The 18826-nt window shown below is 40.2% G+C and carries 16 protein-coding genes and 1 pseudogene; 8 read left to right on the top strand and 9 right to left on the bottom strand.

The genetic code is table 11. The features are described from left to right. Nucleotides 1-37 precede the first annotated feature (37 nt). Entirely contained in the window at nt 38-700 is a 663-nt protein-coding gene (locus SYN7502_RS10490) for a hypothetical protein (protein WP_015168803.1), read from the top strand. Between the two features lie 57 nt (nt 701-757). Here SYN7502_RS10490 and SYN7502_RS10495 read toward each other — a convergent pair whose 3' ends face one another. Next, the gene (locus SYN7502_RS10495; protein WP_015168804.1) at nt 758-1645 is read right to left on the bottom strand and encodes a tetratricopeptide repeat protein; all 888 of its coding nucleotides are present in this window, start codon (nt 1643-1645) and stop codon (nt 758-760) included. A gap of 196 nt (nt 1646-1841) precedes the next feature. Between SYN7502_RS10495 and SYN7502_RS10500 the strand changes: the two genes are divergently transcribed. From SYN7502_RS10500 to SYN7502_RS10510, 3 genes are read left to right on the top strand one after another with little or no spacing between them, the layout of a single operon-like run. Then, a complete protein-coding gene (locus tag SYN7502_RS10500) occupies nt 1842-2729 on the top strand; it encodes an alpha/beta fold hydrolase (protein ID WP_015168805.1) in 888 nt (295 codons plus the stop codon). After that, entirely contained in the window at nt 2705-3784 is a 1080-nt protein-coding gene (gene rfbB, locus SYN7502_RS10505) for a dTDP-glucose 4,6-dehydratase (RefSeq protein WP_015168806.1), read from the top strand. The genes SYN7502_RS10500 and rfbB overlap by 25 nt, the downstream gene beginning before the upstream one ends. Before the next feature lie 28 nt (nt 3785-3812). Beyond that, nucleotides 3813-4214, top strand: coding sequence for a pre-16S rRNA-processing nuclease YqgF (locus tag SYN7502_RS10510; protein WP_015168807.1), 402 nt, complete (start codon nt 3813-3815; stop codon nt 4212-4214). Nucleotides 4215-4238: 24 nt separating this feature from the next. Here the strand turns inward: SYN7502_RS10510 and SYN7502_RS18345 are convergent, their stop codons facing one another. Genes SYN7502_RS18345 through SYN7502_RS18350 form a run of 3 tightly spaced genes read right to left on the bottom strand, consistent with a single transcriptional unit; the run spans nt 4239 to nt 11141 of the window. Then, the gene (locus SYN7502_RS18345) at nt 4239-5099 is read right to left on the bottom strand and encodes a M23 family metallopeptidase (RefSeq protein WP_015168808.1); all 861 of its coding nucleotides are present in this window, start codon (nt 5097-5099) and stop codon (nt 4239-4241) included. A gap of 18 nt (nt 5100-5117) precedes the next feature. Further along, the gene (locus tag SYN7502_RS10520) at nt 5118-5843 is read right to left on the bottom strand and encodes a biotin--[acetyl-CoA-carboxylase] ligase (protein ID WP_015168809.1); all 726 of its coding nucleotides are present in this window, start codon (nt 5841-5843) and stop codon (nt 5118-5120) included. A gap of 39 nt (nt 5844-5882) precedes the next feature. After that, nucleotides 5883-11141 carry a PAS domain S-box protein gene (locus tag SYN7502_RS18350; RefSeq protein ID WP_015168810.1) on the bottom strand — a complete coding sequence of 1753 codons (5259 nt, stop codon included), beginning with the start codon at nt 11139-11141 and terminating at the stop codon, nt 5883-5885. 296 nt (nt 11142-11437) lie between these two features. On the opposite strand from SYN7502_RS18350, the gene SYN7502_RS10530 reads away from it, so the two are divergent. After that, complete coding sequence (locus tag SYN7502_RS10530) at nt 11438-12226, top strand: ion transporter (RefSeq protein WP_015168811.1); 789 nt, start codon at nt 11438-11440, stop codon at nt 12224-12226. On the opposite strand, the pseudogene SYN7502_RS20990 reads toward SYN7502_RS10530, so the two are convergent. Beyond that, nucleotides 12219-12344, bottom strand: a pseudogene (locus SYN7502_RS20990) (beta-ketoacyl-[acyl-carrier-protein] synthase II); the annotation flags it as partial. The gene SYN7502_RS10530 and the pseudogene SYN7502_RS20990 overlap by 8 nt on opposite strands. Nucleotides 12345-12557: 213 nt before the next feature. Between SYN7502_RS20990 and SYN7502_RS10540 the strand changes: the two are divergent. After that, the gene (locus SYN7502_RS10540) at nt 12558-14981 is read left to right on the top strand and encodes a phosphoketolase family protein (protein WP_015168812.1); all 2424 of its coding nucleotides are present in this window, start codon (nt 12558-12560) and stop codon (nt 14979-14981) included. Between the two features lie 298 nt (nt 14982-15279). Here the strand turns inward: SYN7502_RS10540 and SYN7502_RS10550 are convergent, their stop codons facing one another. The 4 genes from SYN7502_RS10550 to SYN7502_RS10565 form a co-directional block, all read right to left on the bottom strand. After that, nucleotides 15280-15807 (bottom strand): hypothetical protein, encoded by a 528-nt coding sequence (locus SYN7502_RS10550; protein WP_015168814.1) that lies wholly within the window; start codon nt 15805-15807, stop codon nt 15280-15282. An 88-nt stretch (nt 15808-15895) separates the two neighbouring features. Continuing rightward, the gene (locus tag SYN7502_RS10555) at nt 15896-16363 is read right to left on the bottom strand and encodes a MarR family winged helix-turn-helix transcriptional regulator (RefSeq protein ID WP_015168815.1); all 468 of its coding nucleotides are present in this window, start codon (nt 16361-16363) and stop codon (nt 15896-15898) included. Nucleotides 16364-16605: 242 nt separating this feature from the next. Continuing rightward, entirely contained in the window at nt 16606-17280 is a 675-nt protein-coding gene (locus SYN7502_RS10560) for a DsbA family oxidoreductase (RefSeq protein WP_015168816.1), read from the bottom strand. Nucleotides 17281-17282: 2 nt separating this feature from the next. Further along, nucleotides 17283-17828, bottom strand: a complete 546-nt coding sequence (locus SYN7502_RS10565; protein WP_015168817.1) for a rhodanese-like domain-containing protein — start codon at nt 17826-17828, stop codon at nt 17283-17285. Between the two features lie 107 nt (nt 17829-17935). Here SYN7502_RS10565 and SYN7502_RS10570 point away from each other — a divergent pair, with 107 nt between their 5' ends. Further along, nucleotides 17936-18277: an ArsR/SmtB family transcription factor gene (locus SYN7502_RS10570; protein ID WP_015168818.1), complete on the top strand. Its 342-nt coding sequence runs from the start codon at nt 17936-17938 to the stop codon at nt 18275-18277. Between the two features lie 117 nt (nt 18278-18394). Next, a complete protein-coding gene (locus SYN7502_RS10575; RefSeq protein WP_071880363.1) occupies nt 18395-18796 on the top strand; it encodes a homoserine O-acetyltransferase family protein in 402 nt (133 codons plus the stop codon). The last annotated feature ends 30 nt before the right edge of the window (nt 18797-18826 follow it).

The following is an 18826-nucleotide window of genomic DNA, read 5'->3' on the forward strand; positions in this document are numbered from 1 at the left end:
TGCAGAACCTATAATTTATCAAATACCAAAAAAGATTATGCCTACCATTAATGCCAGCACTTTAACCCTAGATCGAGTCTATGACTATCTGAAGTTTCAAAAAATATCCTACGGATCGTTTAGTTCCCTTTTAACCCTAGAGCCAATATCGGACTTTGAACGTTCTGAACTTGAGCAGATTCAAATTGATTTTGAGAATTACCTTGCCGATGGAAAGGTGCTAGAGGGCATGGTGAAAGCATTGACCGTCATGTTACTTTTACGGTTAGCGGGGTTTTATCGATCGCCAATTAAAATGCGGATAGAACAAGAGATTGACCGCATTAATGTGGAAGATGAGGATATTAGTATCACGGGGAGATTAGACCTGATTTGCATTAATAAAGAGAAACCTAGTACTAAAGATATTCCCTTTTGGATTTTGGTAATTGAAACTAAAAATTCGGCGATCGAGTCCCTAGAAGGATTACCCCAACTTTTAACATATACCTATCAAAGTTTGGAAGTTCAAGAAGCCGTGTGGGGCTTAACTACCAATGGAACTCGCTACGATTTTGTCTATGTGCAGAAAGCCAGTCAAAAGCCAAATTCTCCCACCTATCAACCTTTGCCCTCATTGCATTTAATTGAACCCGAATCGGCAGAGAAGTTATTACAGGTTCTAAAAGCGATTTGTAAAGCCCAAGTGCAAAGCCTATAGTAATCTCTTTGAATGCACAGCCAATGGTAAGAGGGTCATTTACACTTAGACTTAATCCTAGGGTGATGGAGTTGGGACTGGCTGATCGGGCTTAGCTACTGGTGGTTGATTCGGTACTTGATTAGTTTGACTAGTGCTGGGTTTAACCTGATTATTCGCCGCAAGTTCGTTAACCCGATCCTTAAACTCTGCGGGTGCTAATTTCGCCGCTTCCGTAAATAAGGTTTTTGCTTCTGCTTCTTTACCTTCTAAGCGTTTAATCTGTGCCTTCCCCACAAATGGTCGAAAATCCTTAGGGTTCTCGGTCGCAATTTTGTCATAGGTGGCGATCGCCTCTGGAAAACGTTTTTGTTCAGTATACACATTACCCAAAATCCAGAGAATTGCTGGTTTATCTACGCTATTGGGTTGAACTTTGTTGGCAGTATCGGCTGTTTCTAGGGCTTTATCTAATAATCCGATCGCAGCTTCAGGCTTTTGATCTTCCATTTCCAAGGACACTAGAGTTTGCAAAGATTCTAGTTCACCGGGGTTTGTGGTCAAAATTTTCTGATACTCGGCGATCGCTCCCGTTCGATCCTTGAGTTCTAGCCTCAACCTTGCCAAGATTTTCCGATACTGGGGAACTTGGGGATTCGCATCAGCTAGTACCTGTAAAGGCTCTATGGCACCTTGAAAGTCTCTTAGCTTCAGACGCAGATCGATTAAACCTTTAAGGGCAGTTTCATTTTTGGGCTCACGCTTTAGGACAGCCTCAAATCCCTCAATTTGAATTTTAATTTTCTCAGCCTCGGCGGTCTTACTTTCCTTTGGGACATTTACTTCGGGTTGACTACGGTTGAAAATACTAGTAATTAATGGAGCGATCGACAGTCCCAAAAAACTAAGGGTGACTATTACCAATACCCCGTTAATAATCCATTTTTGCGTTGAACTTTTAGCCACACTATTACCTAGCTGTTTGAATTTTGGTTAATTGATCTTGAAATTCTATTAGAGAAAAAATCAATGATTAAGACGCTAGTTATTATACTCCTTAGAATAACTTTCAGGAGTGTCAATAGATTTAAGGCGCAGATTAACGTCAGTTATGATGTGATTAGATTTAATTATTAATTGCGCTCCTTTTTAAATCCCCTGAATGAAATATCAAACTCAGCAAAGAGATTGGCAATGGCGGGGCTGGAAAACCCGTTATGTATTTACCCAAAATTTTTCTACACCTAAAAAAGCGACTCCACTGTTACTACTTCATGGATTTGGGGCGGCAGTTGGGCATTGGCGGGGTAATTATGCAGGTTTAGCCGAGCATTATCCAGTTTACGCGCTTGATCTATTGGGATTTGGTAATTCTGAGAAACCTCCCACTTACTATGGGGCTGGGGTATGGGCGGAGCAGGTATATGATTTTTGGCGAACTTTTATTCGTCAACCTATGGTGATTGTGGGTAATTCAATTGGGGCATTGGTGGCATTAATGGCAACCAATCGGCATCCAGAAATGTCTAAGGGTGTAATTGCCATTAGCTTACCCGATCTCACCGCCCTTGAAGAAATGGTACCTAAGCCCATCCGTCCCCTAAAGCAATCCCTAGAAGCCATTGTCGGTAGTGTATTGGCACGTCCTTTGTTTTATTTAATTCGTCGTCCCCAATCAATTAAATTCGTCTTAGAGAATTTTGCCTATGGCGATCGCACCCATGTTGATGATCAGCTAGTCCAAATTATTGCTCAACCTGCCCAAGACCCTCTAGCTGTCCAAGCATTCTATTACTTAAATCTATCCATCAATCAGGCAAATGATTTACCTAGTTCTAAGCAGGCGATCGCTGCGCTACAAGTCCCAATCCTAATGCTATGGGGAGCTAAAGATCGAATTATTCCACCAACTTTGGGTAGAAACCTCGTTAAATATTCATCCCGCGCCCAGTTAGTTGAGTTTCCTAGTTTGGGACATTGCCCTCAAGATGAGGCTCCAGAGTTGGTAAATCAGGAAATATTGACATGGATGCAGGAAAAAATCTCTTAATTACAGGAGGAATGGGTTTTATTGGCTCTAACTTTATCCTGCAAGCTCACCGTCAGCACTCGGCAAATATTATTAATGTTGATCTGCTCACCGATGCCTGTAATCCCCATAGTCTTGATCAGTTAAAGAATGATGATCGTTATACTTTTATCCGTGGTGACATTAGGAATAGACAGCTAATCCAAGAAATTTTGTCAACCTATCAACCCGATGCCGTCATCAACTTTGCCGCCGAAAGTCATGTAGATCGTTCGATCTTGCATCCCAGTGGTTTCATTCACACCAATATAGTTGGAACTTTTGAGTTACTTGAAGCTTGTAAGGAATATGGGCAAGGGCGATCGCAATTTCGATTTCTGCAAATTTCCACCGATGAAGTCTATGGTTCTCTGGGCATTGAAGATTTACCAACTACCGAAATTAGTCCCTACCGACCCAATAGCCCCTACTCTGCGGCTAAAGCTAGTGCCGATCATCTGGTGCGCTCGTATTACCAAACCTATGGCTTACCAACTTTAATTACTACAGCCTCTAACACCTATGGAGCAAGGCAGTTCCCTGAAAAGCTAATCCCACTTATGATTACCAATGCGATCGCCCGTAAGCCTCTCCCGATCTACGGTGATGGTTTAAATATTCGAGATTGGCTCTACGTTGAGGATCACTGTGCAGCGATCTGGTTAGTTTTAAAGCAGGGACGTGTGGGTGAAACCTATAATATTGGCGGCAATAATCAGCTAACGAATCTGGAAGTGGTGACCCAAATCTGCACTCTTTTGGATCAAGTCACAGATAAAACTAAAGATGAAATCGATCCTGAATTTAGCCATAAGAATTTAATCACCTTCGTCAAAGATCGTCTTGGACACGATCGCCGCTATGCTCTCAATTGCAGTAAAATTAACCAAGAACTAGGATGGGAACCCAAGGAACCCTTTGAGACAGGCTTATTCAAAACAATCCAGTGGTACAGAAACAATCCTCAATGGATTCAACAAGTGCAAACCGTAGCCTACCAAACTTGGATAAATCAAAACTACGGTAATCTTACTTAAATCTACATAAATAATCTACATAAATTAAGTGTTGCTAGGATTTGACCCCGGACGGGATAAGTGTGGAGTGGCAGTCATAGGCTTAGATCGGAAAGTTCTATACCAAGCTGTGATCCCCAGTTGTGAGGCGATCGCTACGGTTGCAAGTTTGATGGCAAAATATACGATTTCTCTAATTATCATGGGGGATCAAACCACTGCCCAAGTCTGGAAGTCTGAGTTCAAAAACGCATTCCCAGACGTAAATATTGTCACTGTGAATGAACGCTTTAGCAGTCAAGAGGCAAAAGTCCGCTATTGGCAGCTTTATCCTCCCCAAGGTTTAATGGCTTTAGTTCCCCTTGGTTTGCGATCGCCCCCCCGTCCGGTAGATGATATTGTCGCCATGATTCTGATTGAACGTTATCTCAGTCGGTTGGTTAGTAGTTAATTTAAGAAAATTAATTTAAACAAACTATCGCCCCGCCATGCTTTGTAAGTAGCGACTTAAACTATCCATCGCAATTAAAATCGAACTCGTAGGATCAACTAATGCCAGTTCTCCGCCGTTTCTTTGCCATAGTTCAAAATGTAAGTGCGCTCCCGTTGACATTCCTGTACTACCGACCAGCCCAATAATTGTACCCTGCTTGACCACCTGTCCCGGTTGCACCAAAATTTGGGATAGATGACCATAGCGAGTTTCCGCACTATACCCGTGAGTAATCACCACAGCTTTACCCAGTCCACCCAACCAATCGGCAACTGCCACTGTGCCACTATAGGCAGCTAAAACGGGGGTACCTTCGGCAGCAGCAAGGTCAATACCCTGATGAAAAGTACTTTTACCCGTAATTGGATGTACACGCCAACCAAAACCTGAACTAATAAAGGCAGGATAGGGAATAGGGAAAAGCATCCGCCGATCGCCATTATTACTAAGCACTTTGGCAATGGGAGTTATATTCGGTTTGGGGCAGAGATTAGCCTGGAGATTAATGGTTTGACCAGCGATCGCCCGACAGCCAGAGGTACGACTTTCCAGAATTACATCGATTTTTTCGAGTTTATCAGGTCTTTTTTCAGATTTTTCAACTTTTTCGGGTCTATAACTGGGAATTAAATTAGTCTCAGTTTCATCTTGGAGATTAATTACTGGCGGCGGACTAGGTGGAAGGGTTGGTAAGGTTAAATTATTAAGGGGAGCGATCGCCGATTTTCTGTAGGTTTGAGCCTGAGCAGATAGAGTTACAGACACTAGCCCAACTGTGATCAGGATTTGAATTACTTGAGATGTTGGCAATTTTTTGAGTAGTGTTTTGAATATTAAATTCATTAAAACCTTTAACTTAAATTAACTGCAATCTGAAATGCCATAACCCAAGGAAATAGAACCGGGCATAAGCGTAGATGTTCCTAAGTTATTATGCCATTGCACGACCAAATCTCCTGCACTTGTCACGGCGATAATTGTACCAGAGCGATCGCCAACTTGGACTGAGTAACTAGAAAGTAGCTGTAAATATTTAGGTAAAATTGCGTCAATGCCTTGATCCTGCCAATAATGCCAGCCCTGATTGATCCCTGAAAGTACTAAAGATTCCAAAGTTTCTAAGTTTTCCACATTACTTGCCAAATCTGCCAAGGCAATCCCCACAGTTGGCACCTCATTTAACCAATTGATCCCCACTCCCAAAACTGCATGGGTAATAATTCCACCCGTAACCCTAGTTTCAGTTAAAATCCCTCCCAACTTACGATTGGCAACTACTAAGTCATTCAACCACTTAATTTTTAGGTCGGGAACCACTGTTCTTAGGGCATTAGCAATTCCCCACGCACTCCATATCGTCATTTGGGCGACTGCTTGAGCAGGTTGCTGCGGCTGAAAAATCACCGATAAATATAAACCCCCAAGGTCAGACTGCCAAAGATGATCCCGTTGTCCTCGCCCAGAGGTTTGAGTTTTTGCCACAATTACTACACCTTCAGAACCAATACCTTGATCGATTAATCGCCATGCTTCGCTATTGGTAGAATCCAGAGATTCATAGTAGATAACTTGAAAATTACTGGGCATTAACTTCATCTTGCAAATTCAATGAAAATTAAACGGAAATTAAGGAAACAGTTTAGCGATCGCCTTAATTAAATCATCCTGTCGCACAGGTTTAGCCACAAATTCATCCATTCCTGCCGCAAAACACTCCTCCATACAATCTGTTGATACATTGGCAGTCATCGCTACAATCAAGGGCTGATCTTCAAGGCAAAATTCCGAACGAATCTGACGAGTGGCAGTCAGTCCATCCATTTCCGGCATCTGCATATCCATAAATATGAGGTCAAAGGGATAGATTCTCATTTTCTCCAGTGCCTCTAGTCCATTGTTAGCAATTTCCACGTCATAGCCCAGTCTTTTTAGCATAGTGCTGGCAACCTTTTGATTAATTTGGTTATCCTCAGCGATCAGAATGCGTAAGCTAGACGGCAAGTTAGTCAATAACTGTGGGGATACTTGTTTAACTTCAGTTTCTAGACTCAATCGCAAATTCACCATAAATGAAAATGTAGAACCTAAGCCAAGGGTTGACTTGACCCACATATTACCGCCCATAATCTCACAGAGGCGTTTGCTGATTACTAAGCCCAAACCTGTACCTCCATAGCGACGGGTAATGGAACTATCTCCTTGCTGAAATGGTTGAAATAGTCGTTGGAGGCGATCGCTGGCAATACCAATCCCAGTATCAATCACATCAAACTGAACTTTGCAATCAATCCCTTCTTTATGCAGCAGTTTCACCTGAACTTGCACTGTACCCGTTTCTGTGAATTTAAGGGAGTTCCCCACCAAATTGATCAGAATTTGTCGCAAGCGATTCACATCTCCAATCAAAGTTTCAGGAATCCGCCGATCAACTTGAATCGAGAGAATTAAGTTATTTTCTAGGGCTTTCGCTGATAGCAGACTGGTAATACTGTCTAAGCAAGCACGTAATCCAAAGGGTTCTAATGCTAGTTCTAAACCATTTGCCTCAATTTTTGAGAAATCTAAAATATCATTAATCACACTGAGCAGGGCATAGCCGCCCGAACGAATGGTCTCCACAAAATCCAGTTGTTCTTCGTCCAGTTGTGTAGTTGTAAGCAGATCAGTCATCCCAATTACGGCATTCATCGGAGTGCGGATTTCATGACTCATCATTGCTAAAAATTCGCTCTTGGCACGGGTAGAAGCTTCGGCAGCCTCTTTTGCAATTTTTAACTCCGCCGCCTGTTGTCTAATTTGATCAAATAACTCTGCTTGGCGCACGGAAATACCTAATTGATTAGCAATTTGAATGGCGATCGCGACTTCATCTTCTTGCCAATTACGAAACCCAGAGTTTTGGTAGGATGCAAGTAACCCCCACAGTTTATCACCTTCATAGATCGGGATCGTAATGTAAGCCTTAATGCCAAGGTCTTCTAGTAAATCGATATAGCATGGACTAAATCCCATCTCATAGATGTTTTTCACACAGAGATAGTTGGTTTGAGTGCGGTATATTCCACCTTGGTGATTACGCAAATAGGTATCAGTTAAATCTGAACCACTGATAGTTGTTAATTCCCTCACATAGCAACGCTCATCAGCAATAGACTGATCATATTCAAGAATCATCTCCTCATCCACTGTCACAGCCATTAGAGGATTCCAGCCTTTTCCCACAGCCTCAGCCACAAAATTTCCACTCCAATCGGGATTAAACCTATAGATAATTACCCGATCGCATTGAAGAGCCTCTCGAAGTTCTCTAACTGTTGTACCGAGAATAGTCTGTAGATCAAGATCACGGCGAATACGATTGGAGATTTCAAACAGCATTTGCTCCTGTTTCAGCTTTTGCTGGAGGGATTTCTCCATAACTTTAAGTTCACTAATATCTTCGGAAATAGTCAATAAATATTGAACAGTTCCATTTCGATCTAAAATTGGCACTTTGCGAGTGTGGAGAAGTCTAGATCCTCGATTCGCTGTATTAATTATTAACTCGGGAATATCGACAATCTTGACTAAGTCTATTGCTTCTCGATCTCTGCTCGTGAGATATTCGGCATTTTGGTCAGTATGTAGATCGTAGTTAGTTTTGCCTAAAACTTCTGATCGGGATTTACCTAATAATTCTTCCCCAGCTTCGTTAATAAGACTAAATCGCAAGTCTTTAGCGTCTTTAACAAGAATTATACTGGGAATATTTTCAATGATTGAATTTAGGAATGTCTGAGTTTCTTGAATTTGTTGCTCCTGTTGTTTGCGATCGCTAATATCTTGGGCAAAAGTAAGCACAGAGATTAAATTACCATCATCATCAAAAATTGCTGAGGCATACCACTCTGCATAAATTACTCTCCCATCCTTGGTGTAGTTGCGATTTTCTACCTCAATTCTTTTATTACCCGATGAATTATATAAAGAGCGAAATTCCGCAGCGACCCTGTCTGTATCTTCTGCATGGACAAATTGCCAGCTAGGATAATCCATTGCCATCACCTCATCTTCTGTCCAACCAAAGATTAATTCCGCTTGCTTTGACCACCGCACGACATGGTGATCAGAATCCCATTGAATAATTGCCAAAGGAGAGTTATTAAAGTGATTATCAACTTGGTTTAGGGAAGTTTGGAGTTTCTGTTCTGCCAGCTTGCGATCAGTAACATCTAGGGTAAAACCATTCCAGTTAATATTTCCATTAATACGATGTTCAGGGTAGGAAATTGAGCGGAGCCACCTTTCACCTTTGGAGGTATAAATGCGATATTCGGCGATAAAGTAATCATTAGTGGTTTCAGCAATTTTTTGCTTTAACATCATTAAATCTTCAGGAAATACCTTATTCCAAAATAGACTAGAGTCTGTCATGAGTAGTTTTGACTCTACTTCTAAAATATCCCATGACTTGGGATTAATGTAGGTAAAGGCATCAGTACCATCGGCATAGGTATCATAGGAATAGATGACGCAAGGAATTTTTTCTGCCAAATTACGAAACTTCTCTTCACTTGATTTTAGAGCAATTTCTGATAACTTGCGATCGCTAATATCAAAAATAAATCCTTCCCATGTTATGTCAATATCTTCATCAGAACTATTATTGGATTTTGGATAGGAAACTGCCTCTAACCACCTAATTCCTTGAGAAGTACAAATCCGAAATTCTCCCGAAAATTCACTACAACTGCTGACAGAGTTAGCAATTCTCTCTCTCATAATCGCCATATCCTCAGGAAAAACCATAGACCAAAGATAATTTGAATCTGCCATTAATAACTCTGGGTCTAGCTCCAGAATGTCCCAACAGCGGGGACTGACATACTTAAAACTATCACTACCATCGGGATAGACCATATATGAATAGATCATACAGGGAATATCTTCTGCCAGTTTACGAAACTTCTCTTCACTTGCTCGCAGAGATAGTTCTGATAACTTCTGATCGGTAATATCCATTAAAGTTCCGGATATACTGATGACTTTATCATTTTCTTTAATTACTTCACCACTGGTTCTTACCCATAGATAGCGACCTTTGGCAGTAATAAATGGCGACTCAAAATCATAGGATTCTCCGTAATCAACCGCCCTTTGAAATAATTGTTTGATAATTTGAGAATTACCTTCGGTGTAGAAGTTCACTAGGTAGTCGAGGTCTTCGACCAGATTGATTTCAAAATCTAAGGGTAGGTCATGGATGCGATATATCTCCTCTGTCCAAAATATCTGATTAGAGTCTAATTGGTATGACCAGCCTCCCACCTTTGCCATCTTTTGCGTAGCATTGAGCAGATTTTCACTTTTGATTAATGCTTCTTCAGTTCGCTTGCGATCGCTAATATCTTGAGCCATCGAAAGTATAGAAACTAACTTGCCATTATCATCAAAAATCGCTGAATTATGCCATTCACAGATAATTATTCTGCCATCTTTGGTGTAGTTGCGATTCAGATGTTGAATTTGCAAATTTTCACCTCTACTATAAGGCTCATGAACCCTAGCGATAACTTGATCAAAGTCATCCTCATGGATAAATTGCCAATTTAAGAAATTTTGACCAATTACCTCAGCTTTAGTCCAACCAAATATAATTTCTGCCTGCTTTGACCATTGGGTAACACAAAAATTTTGATCCCATTGAATCACTGCCAAAGGTGAATTATCTAGGTGGGCATTAACAAGTTGCAAGGAGGCTTTTAATTGCTGTTCTGTAGCTTTGCGATCGCTAATATCTTGGGCAAAGGAAAGTACGGAAATCAAATTGCCATCATTATCAAAAATTGCGGAGTTATGCCATTCACAGGTAATTATTCTGCCATCTTTGGTGTAGTTACGATTCTCAACTTGAATCTGGCTATATTTACCACCATTGTATAGTTCCCTTACCTTCACCGCCACTCGATCAAAATCATCCTCATGGACAAATTGCCAACTCTGATAATCTATATTTAGAATATCAGCCTCAGTCCAGCCAAATATCTTTTCTGCCTGTTCTGACCAATGGGTAATGTGATGATTTTTATCCCACTGGATTACAGCTAAGGGAGAATTATGAAAATGAGAATGGATTAATTGCAGAGATTCACTTAATTGAACTTCGACAGCTTTGCGATCGCTTATATCTTCAGCCATGACAAAATGAGATAACTTACCCTGCCACGATATTTTATGGGAACTAACTTCTACATCAAAAATAGTGCCATCTTTTTTTTGGTGTCGCCAGTGAGCATCCTCCTCAAGCATTCCCGTTTTACTTAAAAAGCTTGTAACCGCTTGGTTTAGGATGGGAATATCCTCCTTGGGACGAATATCCGCAAGGGTCATGGATAAAAACTCTAACCGAGAATATCCATATAGAGCGATCGCCGCTTCATTTACCTCTAAAAATTGCCATGTATCTGGGTCATAAATCCACATGGGCTTGGGATTATTCTCAAATAGTAGTCTATAAGCTTTTTCAGTTTCTAGGCGATCGGTAATATCTTTAATCGACATCACCCCTAAAGTTTCCTGCCCATGCTCAAACACCTGCGCTGATATCAGAATCCGCCGAATCCTGCCACTTCTTGACCTTAAGTTAGTTTCAAAACCTTTAACTGACTGATGGGAAATTAATGGCTGCACAAACCGATTATGATCGTCGGGCTTATCCCAGAGATTTAACTCTAGTCCCGTGGCACCAATTATTTCAGAATGTTGATATTCGCAAATCTCACAGAAGGCATCATTAACATTGGTAATGCGGCAATCAGGTATAGTTACCACAACCATCGGGTCTAGGCTGACTTGGAATACTAGGTCAGTAATATTAATGGGGGCTTCTGTACCAGATACTGCCATAGAATTAGGAATTTATGGATGCTTCAATAATAATCGACAATTAATGGTTGTATTTGTTTGCATATTAATTTTTGTGTTTTTTCAGATCATTGCTTCTAGAGCATTGGCAAACCTATAAACCTATACTTTGTATTTATATAGCGATCATCATACTCTTGCGTCAATCAAAAATTCGCTTTATTAATTTAAAAGAATTTTTTACCCTTTTTCTCTATACAGCCTATTTCACGACTAAGGGATACTTTGGGGTGTATGTTACATTTTATCTATAAAGCAGTGATTCAGATAGTTAAGAGATGCATAATTCAGCGATCGCCTTTATTACTAAACTTAAAATTAAGGTTGCATTTTATCTAGATGATCTTGAAACCCCAATTGGCAAAGCCATTAGTATTGCGATCGCTCTTTTAGTTTTAATTTCCGCAGGTATATTTGTCGCAGAAACCTATCCAATTTCTAATAGGACTCAACAAATTTTAGATATTATCGATACTTCTATTCTATATATTTTTGGATTAGAGTATTTATTAAGATTTTGGTGTGCTGAGCATAAATCTAAGTACTTTTTTAGTTTATATTCTTTAATTGATTTAATTGCGATACTTCCATTCTTTTTAGCTGCCGCTGATACCAGATATATCAGATTATTAAGATGGTTTAGATTTTTAAGAATTTTTCGATTTTTATCTAAAAAATCACACCAAAATCAAGAATTTAATATTTTTGCAAGAGTCATATTTACACTACTTTCCATAGTATTTATTTTTTCTGGATTAGTTTATCAATTTGAACATGTAGTTAACAAAAAGGATTTTGGAACTTTCTTAGATGCTTTTTACTTCTCAATTTTTACTATGACTACAGTTGGGTATGGAGATGTTACCCCGATTACCTCTGCAGGAAAGTTGATGACGATTTTAATGATTTTAACTGGTATTGCTTTGATTCCTATACAGTTAGGGGAGTTATTTAAGAAATTAGTCAAAAATGCTAATCAAGTTGATATAACTTGCAGTCAATGTGGTTTTTCTCAGCATGATTCTGATGCTTTATGTTGTAAAATTTGTGGCACAAAGTTATTGTAGGAGCATGCTCACCGAAGGTAGTCTTGATTGCTATGGTTTCACTGGTATCATTAATGGGAGTACTAGTGCCGTGGGCATTGATGTAGTCGACTGCATCTGGGGTAATATCTGCATCTTTTGTTTAGCTTGGGGTATTGGTTGCCTAGTAACAACCAAGCCTCTAAATAACTTGCTGGGGATTTAGGACAATAATTAATATTTATACTCATTTAATACTCACTTAACTTTACGCAGGGAAAACAAAGTTAAAATCGCAGTTAAATCCTGGTTGAACATCTTACTCAAAATTAGTAATTCAGCACTTAGTAATTTAGCAATAGAGAAAAAGACGATGATAGCAGCCAACCCCAATACTTCTATTAGTGCCTTCGGAGCAGCTAGAGCTACAGTAGAAGGTGAACCCTTAAGTGCTGAAGAATTGCTCAAAATACATGCTTACTGGCGTGCTTGTAACTATTTGGCGGCGGGCATGATCTATCTGCGTGATAACCCTCTACTCAAAGAGCCCCTTAAACCAGAACATATCAAAAAGCGGCTCTTGGGACATTGGGGATCAAGTCCGGGATTAGCATTTATTTACATCCATCTAAATCGATTAATCAAAAAATATAATTTGAATATGATTTTCATGGCTGGACCTGGACATGGAGCACCCGGAGTACTTGCACCGACTTACTTAGAAGGTACCTATGCCGAAGTCTATCCCGATAAAAGTGAAGATGAAGAGGGATTGAAAGCCTTTTTTAAACAGTTCTCTTTTCCCGGTGGCATTGGTAGTCATTGTACGCCCGAAACGCCCGGTTCTATTCATGAAGGTGGAGAATTAGGCTACAGTCTTTCCCATGCTTACGGTGCTGCTTTTGATAATCCTAATTTAGTGGTGGCAGTTGTAGTTGGAGATGGGGAAGCGGAAACTGGACCACTGGCTACTTCTTGGCATGGAAACAAGTTTATTAATCCTATTCGTGATGGGGCGGTATTGCCGATTTTGCATCTGAATGGTTATAAGATCAACAATCCGACATTACTAGCACGCATCAGTCATGAAGAATTAGCGGCACTATTTACTGGTTATGGCTATACTCCTTACTTTATTGAAGGCTCCGAGCATGATTCTATGCACCAATCTATGGCAGCTACGGTTGAGCATTGCCTGAATGAAATCAAAAATATCCAAGCGCAAGCCCGCACCACTGGTATTGCCGAGCGTCCGCGTTGGCCCCTAATTATTTTGCGATCGCCCAAAGGTTGGACTGGACCAAAGTCAGTAGATGGACATAAAGTCGAAGGATTCTGGCGGGCACACCAAGTTCCCATTGCCAAAATTGATAATCCTGCCCATTTGCAAATACTAGAGGAATGGCTGCTTAGTTATAAACCTGAAGAATTATTTGATCACAACGGCACATTACTGCCTGAGTTAAAGGAACTAGCTCCCCAAGGTAATCGCCGCATGAGTGCTAATCCCCATGCCAATGGAGGGCTACTAAAGAAAGCCCTAAAAATGCCAGATTTCCGAGACTATGCGATCGCCTTTGAGCAACCCGCCCAGATTGAGGCAGAGAATACTTGGTATTTAGGTGAGTTTTTGCGAGACATTATGAAGTTAAACCCCCACAACTTCCGAGTGTTTGGACCCGATGAAACTAGTTCTAATAAGCTGAATGCCATCTATGAAGTTAGTAAAAAATTCTGGATTGAAACTTACCTACCCGAAGATACCGATGGGGGAGAACTAGCAACCGATGGACGGGTGATCGAGATGTTAAGCGAACACACGTTAGAAGGAATGCTAGAGGGGTATTTACTTACTGGTCGTCATGGCTTTCTGTCCTCCTATGAAGCTTTTATTCATGTGATTGATTCGATGTTTAATCAACATGCCAAGTGGCTCGACATCTGCAATCATATTCCTTGGCGGTCAGACATTGCTTCTTTAAATTTATTAATTACCTCTACTGTATGGCGACAAGATCACAATGGGTTTACCCATCAAGACCCCGGATTTCTTGATTTAGTAGTTAATAAGAGTGCCTCCGTTACGCGCATTTATCTCCCGCCAGATGTTAACTGTCTTTTGTCTGTGGCGAATCATTGCTTGCATAGTCAAAATTATGTGAATGTGATTGTTGCCGATAAGCAATTACACCTGCAATATTTGAGCATAGATGCAGCGATCGCCCATTGCACTAAGGGCATTGGTATTTGGGATTGGGCAAGTAACGATCAAGGACAGGAGCCTGATTTAGTGATAGCAAGTGCTGGGGATATTCCCACCCAAGAGGCATTAGCAGCAATAGTTCTACTTAGAGAAGCATTCCCCGACCTCAAAATTCGCTTTATTAATGTGGTTGATCTATTCAAACTGCAACCAAATACCGAACATCCCCACGGCTTAAGTGATGCTGATTTTGATAGTCTTTTTACCCTTGATAAGCCGATTATCTTTAACTTTCATGGCTATCCTTGGTTAATTCACCGCCTTGCTTACCGTCGTACTAACCACAGGAATCTCCATGTTAGGGGTTATAAGGAGAAGGGAAATATTAATACCCCAATGGAACTTGCTATTAATAATGAAATTGACCGTTTTAGTTTAGCGATCGATGCCATTAATCGTATTCCTGCCCTTAAAGTTGCAGGTGCCCATGCTAAGGATAAATTTCGTAATCTCCAAATCGATGCCCGCCAGTATGCCTATACCTATGGTGTTGATAAGCCAGAATTTACTAAATGGGTTTGGACTATTACTTAAAATAATTTTACAGCAGTTTTTAGTCAAACCCACTACAAGGAAAGGGTCGCAGGGCTTAGCCCCGTATTGGTTTTGGCATTTTATCTATAGTACAACTGATCAGAATTTTGCTGTAATTCTAAGCAGAAATTTTTACAGTAGCGATCGCTCTTTTTATTTAGTTATAGACGAAGGCACTGCTGATTTCGATCATTGGATGCGACAAAAAGAAAGATAGCTCTTAGCTTAGTTGGCACTAGCGATCGCATAACAATCCATCTTCAAAAGCTGTTTGCGGAAAGCGATTGCCACTAATTGGCTAATCAGATACAGCTTGTTTTTGCTCTTGCGTTGGTCTTCTACCCCAAGGCTTTAAAACAGAGATACCGATAATTAAAATGAGAAAAACAACTTGAATTATAGTTCCAATCAAAACACCTTGAGAATCAAAAGAATAGATAGAGTTGTGGAAAGACTGCAATCCCTCTTCCAAAGAAATATTTTCAGCAACATTTCCCCAAGGGAAAAGCCAAAAAGTCCCAAAGATAACTAATCCAGTTGTCAAAATCCATTTAGTAATCACCCAATAAAATTTAGTAAATCCATAATTAGTCATCCAGCATAGAAATGTGGCTGTAAGAACTGAACCGATCGCTGATGGAATAACAATATAGTCATCGAGAAGATTAATTGCTGAATTGAGAGCGTAAAGAGCCTGTGCGTTAGTTGAGTTTGTATTTCTCAAGGACAAAAGAAACATACTCAGGACAGTTCCTGTCCATAGGGAAGCAAAACTAACATGCGCCGACAATAACCAGTTTTTTGCTTTGACACTTAACTTGGGCATTTTGACTCCTGTCGAGCATATACCTAATATATTAATAGTCAATATATTAAGTATTTATCAATATGTCAATAATTGAGTTTTCAAATTTTTAGGATAGGTTCTCAACAATTCGATCTAATGTCTTTAGAACGATATCCTGCTCATCTTTGGAAATGTCTTTAGTCGCTTTCGCAATTATTGAAGCTCCAATAGGTGGTAAGACTTTCATAAGCTGCTTGCCTTCTTCGGTAAGCCAGATTTGCACGACTCGGCGATCGCTTAGATTGCGTTCTCTTACAACTAGTTGACGCTCTTCCATTCGATCAACTACTCCAGTTAAAGTTGCACCCAGTTGTTTTAGTTTATCTGCGATGCCAGTCGTTGAAAGCCCGTCTTCTTCCCAAAGACAACATAAAACCAAATAGTGAAATGGAGTTAATCCATAAGGCTCTAGTTGTTCTAAGAAATCTCGATACATTAATTGAGACGCAAGTTTAAGCTTATGTCCCAGATTATAAGGAGCAAGAGCATACTGCCATTGTTGAAGAAAATCAGCGTCTGAGGATGAGCTAGGCATTGGGATCTAAGCAAAGATACTTAATGTGTTAACTATTTTAACCACTACCTATACCAAAACTATTTTGATCTGTTATTAGACCTGTTAGGGAATAAGCTCAAAAAGTTTGGTAATCTAAGCTGAAAAAGGGGCTTAACGCTGCTCAGTGGTTGTTGCAGGCAATTACTGTTTGATTTTTTAGTAGCGATCGCTACTGCCGTGAGTCTTGATTTCTAGGCGATCGCTTAATTTCCTAATTATGGCTAACACCAAGATTGTTCATCGGGTGGATTATTCAACAACTCCCGAATATTTGCCTCAATCACTCGATAACCGACATTGCCGTTTAATCTCTGTCGCCCTTCATTAAAAATCAGAGTAGGACTGACCGTAACCGTATGTTCTTTGATTAAATCAAAATCCTTGGATAGCAAAGCATAAGCCTCACCACTATCGATCTGCGCTTGAATGAGATTAGTATTTAGCCCCAATTTCTCGGCGATTTCAAACTGCACCTTGCGATCGCTAATATCGGCGAGTTTCGTAAAAAATGCCTCTCGAAACGCCCAAGCGGTTCTTTCTAAAACTGGATCGGATTCTGGAACTAAACCTTTTATCTCTAGCAACTGAATAGCATTCAGAAATAAATGGGCTGATGTGGAAGAAGCGGGAACTCGTGACCAAACATCAGGATGTACAGAAATATGCTCAAATTTACTAGCGATCTCCTTGACATGATTTTGATATCCCGTTAATCCACCGCGATCGCGCCATCCATTCTCTAACTTCTCACGTGTATTCCCAAAAACAGGAAGGAAGTGATAATCAATAGTGATATTTTCAGAAAAAGCAATTTTTAGTTCTTCTAAACGAACTTGAGCAATGTAAGCCCAAATACAAAGAACATCTGAGAAATAGAAAATACGAATTGGTTTCATAATTATAAAGTCCTTTGATTGTAAGGAAGTTTCATCAAAAGCATTCCCATAGCGCAGGTATTGGTGACACCAGCGAATACCAAACCACAGCTAACAAATCCACTCAATAGCAAGAACCAAGGGGATACTAAAACGCCTAATCCTGTCCCGATTGCCACAAGAGAACCAGCCACAATTTGCACTTGACGAAATAGACTAATGGGAGCATGGCGATTGACCTGTGTTTTGAATCCTGCAGCTTTCCAGCTTGATAGACCACCTTTAAGCTGCATCACATGCTCATATCCATTTCCTAGTAATTTCTGAGAGGCTCGACTTGAACGCATTCCCGATTGACAGCAGATTACTAGGGGCTTATCTCCCGTGTTCTCAATCAGATTTTGGTCAAAGGTTGATAAGGGTATGGAAATAGAACCTACGATATGTTCAGTTGCATATTCTCTCGATTCTCGGACATCTACCAAGATAACTTCTTGTAAATCGAGCATTTGTTTGAGGGATATGGCATCAATCTCGGTTAATTGCGAGATATTGTATTGGTCAATCATAGATTTTATAGTTGGCAATTGACTGCCTGTGTTTAATCATTTCGTTATATCACTATATGGTAATATAATCAAATAATTAACAAAATCTTTTATATTGGTTCTCAATCATGGAAGTTTCTCCTAATGCTTTGGCACAAGTTGCTGATTATTTCAAGGTATTGTCTGAGGTTAGCCGACTTCAAGTGTTGTGCTGCTTAAAATCTGGTTCTAAAAATGTAAGTGATATTATGGCAGCAACAGGACTGGGGCAAGCGAATGTGTCTAAGCATCTAAAAATATTGACGCAAGCAGGAATCTTATCTCGTAATCCTTCAGGGGTAAGTGTGTATTATGAAATCGCCGATCCCATCATATTTAAATTATGTGAATTAGCCTGCGATCGCTTAGCCATTAGTTTGGAATCGCGATCGCAACAGATAAATCAGTTGGAAACTTGGCGAAAATCTTAAGCTTGGAGTATTGCCCTAGCGGAAACTCAGCGTCAAGCTATTTAGGCTGATCCTGCTTGGCATAATGGGAATTATGATCAAGATTTACAACCTAATCAGGGACTGGCGATCGCCCGCGTGATTGCTACTTGTTCCTACTATAGTCATCTCGATTTTGAGTCAAGGTTTGGGCGCAGGATGGAAAAGTTTGGTGATTTTGCGATCGCTAATTATCTCTACCAAGAAGGCGAAAAATTTGTCACTCGGTTTGATGCCAATACCTATATTTCCTTAACTAAAGCAATGAATAGTCACGATCTAGGACGCGATCGCGGTGATAATCACTCGGTTTTAGCTAGTATTCAGCAACCAACTTTGGTTATTTCCACTCCCACTGACCTGCTATATGGGCTTACAGAACAAGAAGAATTAGCTCGGTTTATCCCCAATGCTAAATTTGCCAAACTCAACTCTATTCATGGACATGATGCGTTTTTAATTGCTCTAAAGGAAATTAACAATTTAATCCTAAAAGGTTAATCTTAAATTTCCTAATTCAGTCTTTTGAAT

It is taken from the genome of Synechococcus sp. PCC 7502 (genome assembly GCF_000317085.1).
In the GTDB taxonomy this organism is placed as follows: domain Bacteria; phylum Cyanobacteriota; class Cyanobacteriia; order Pseudanabaenales; family Pseudanabaenaceae; genus PCC-7502.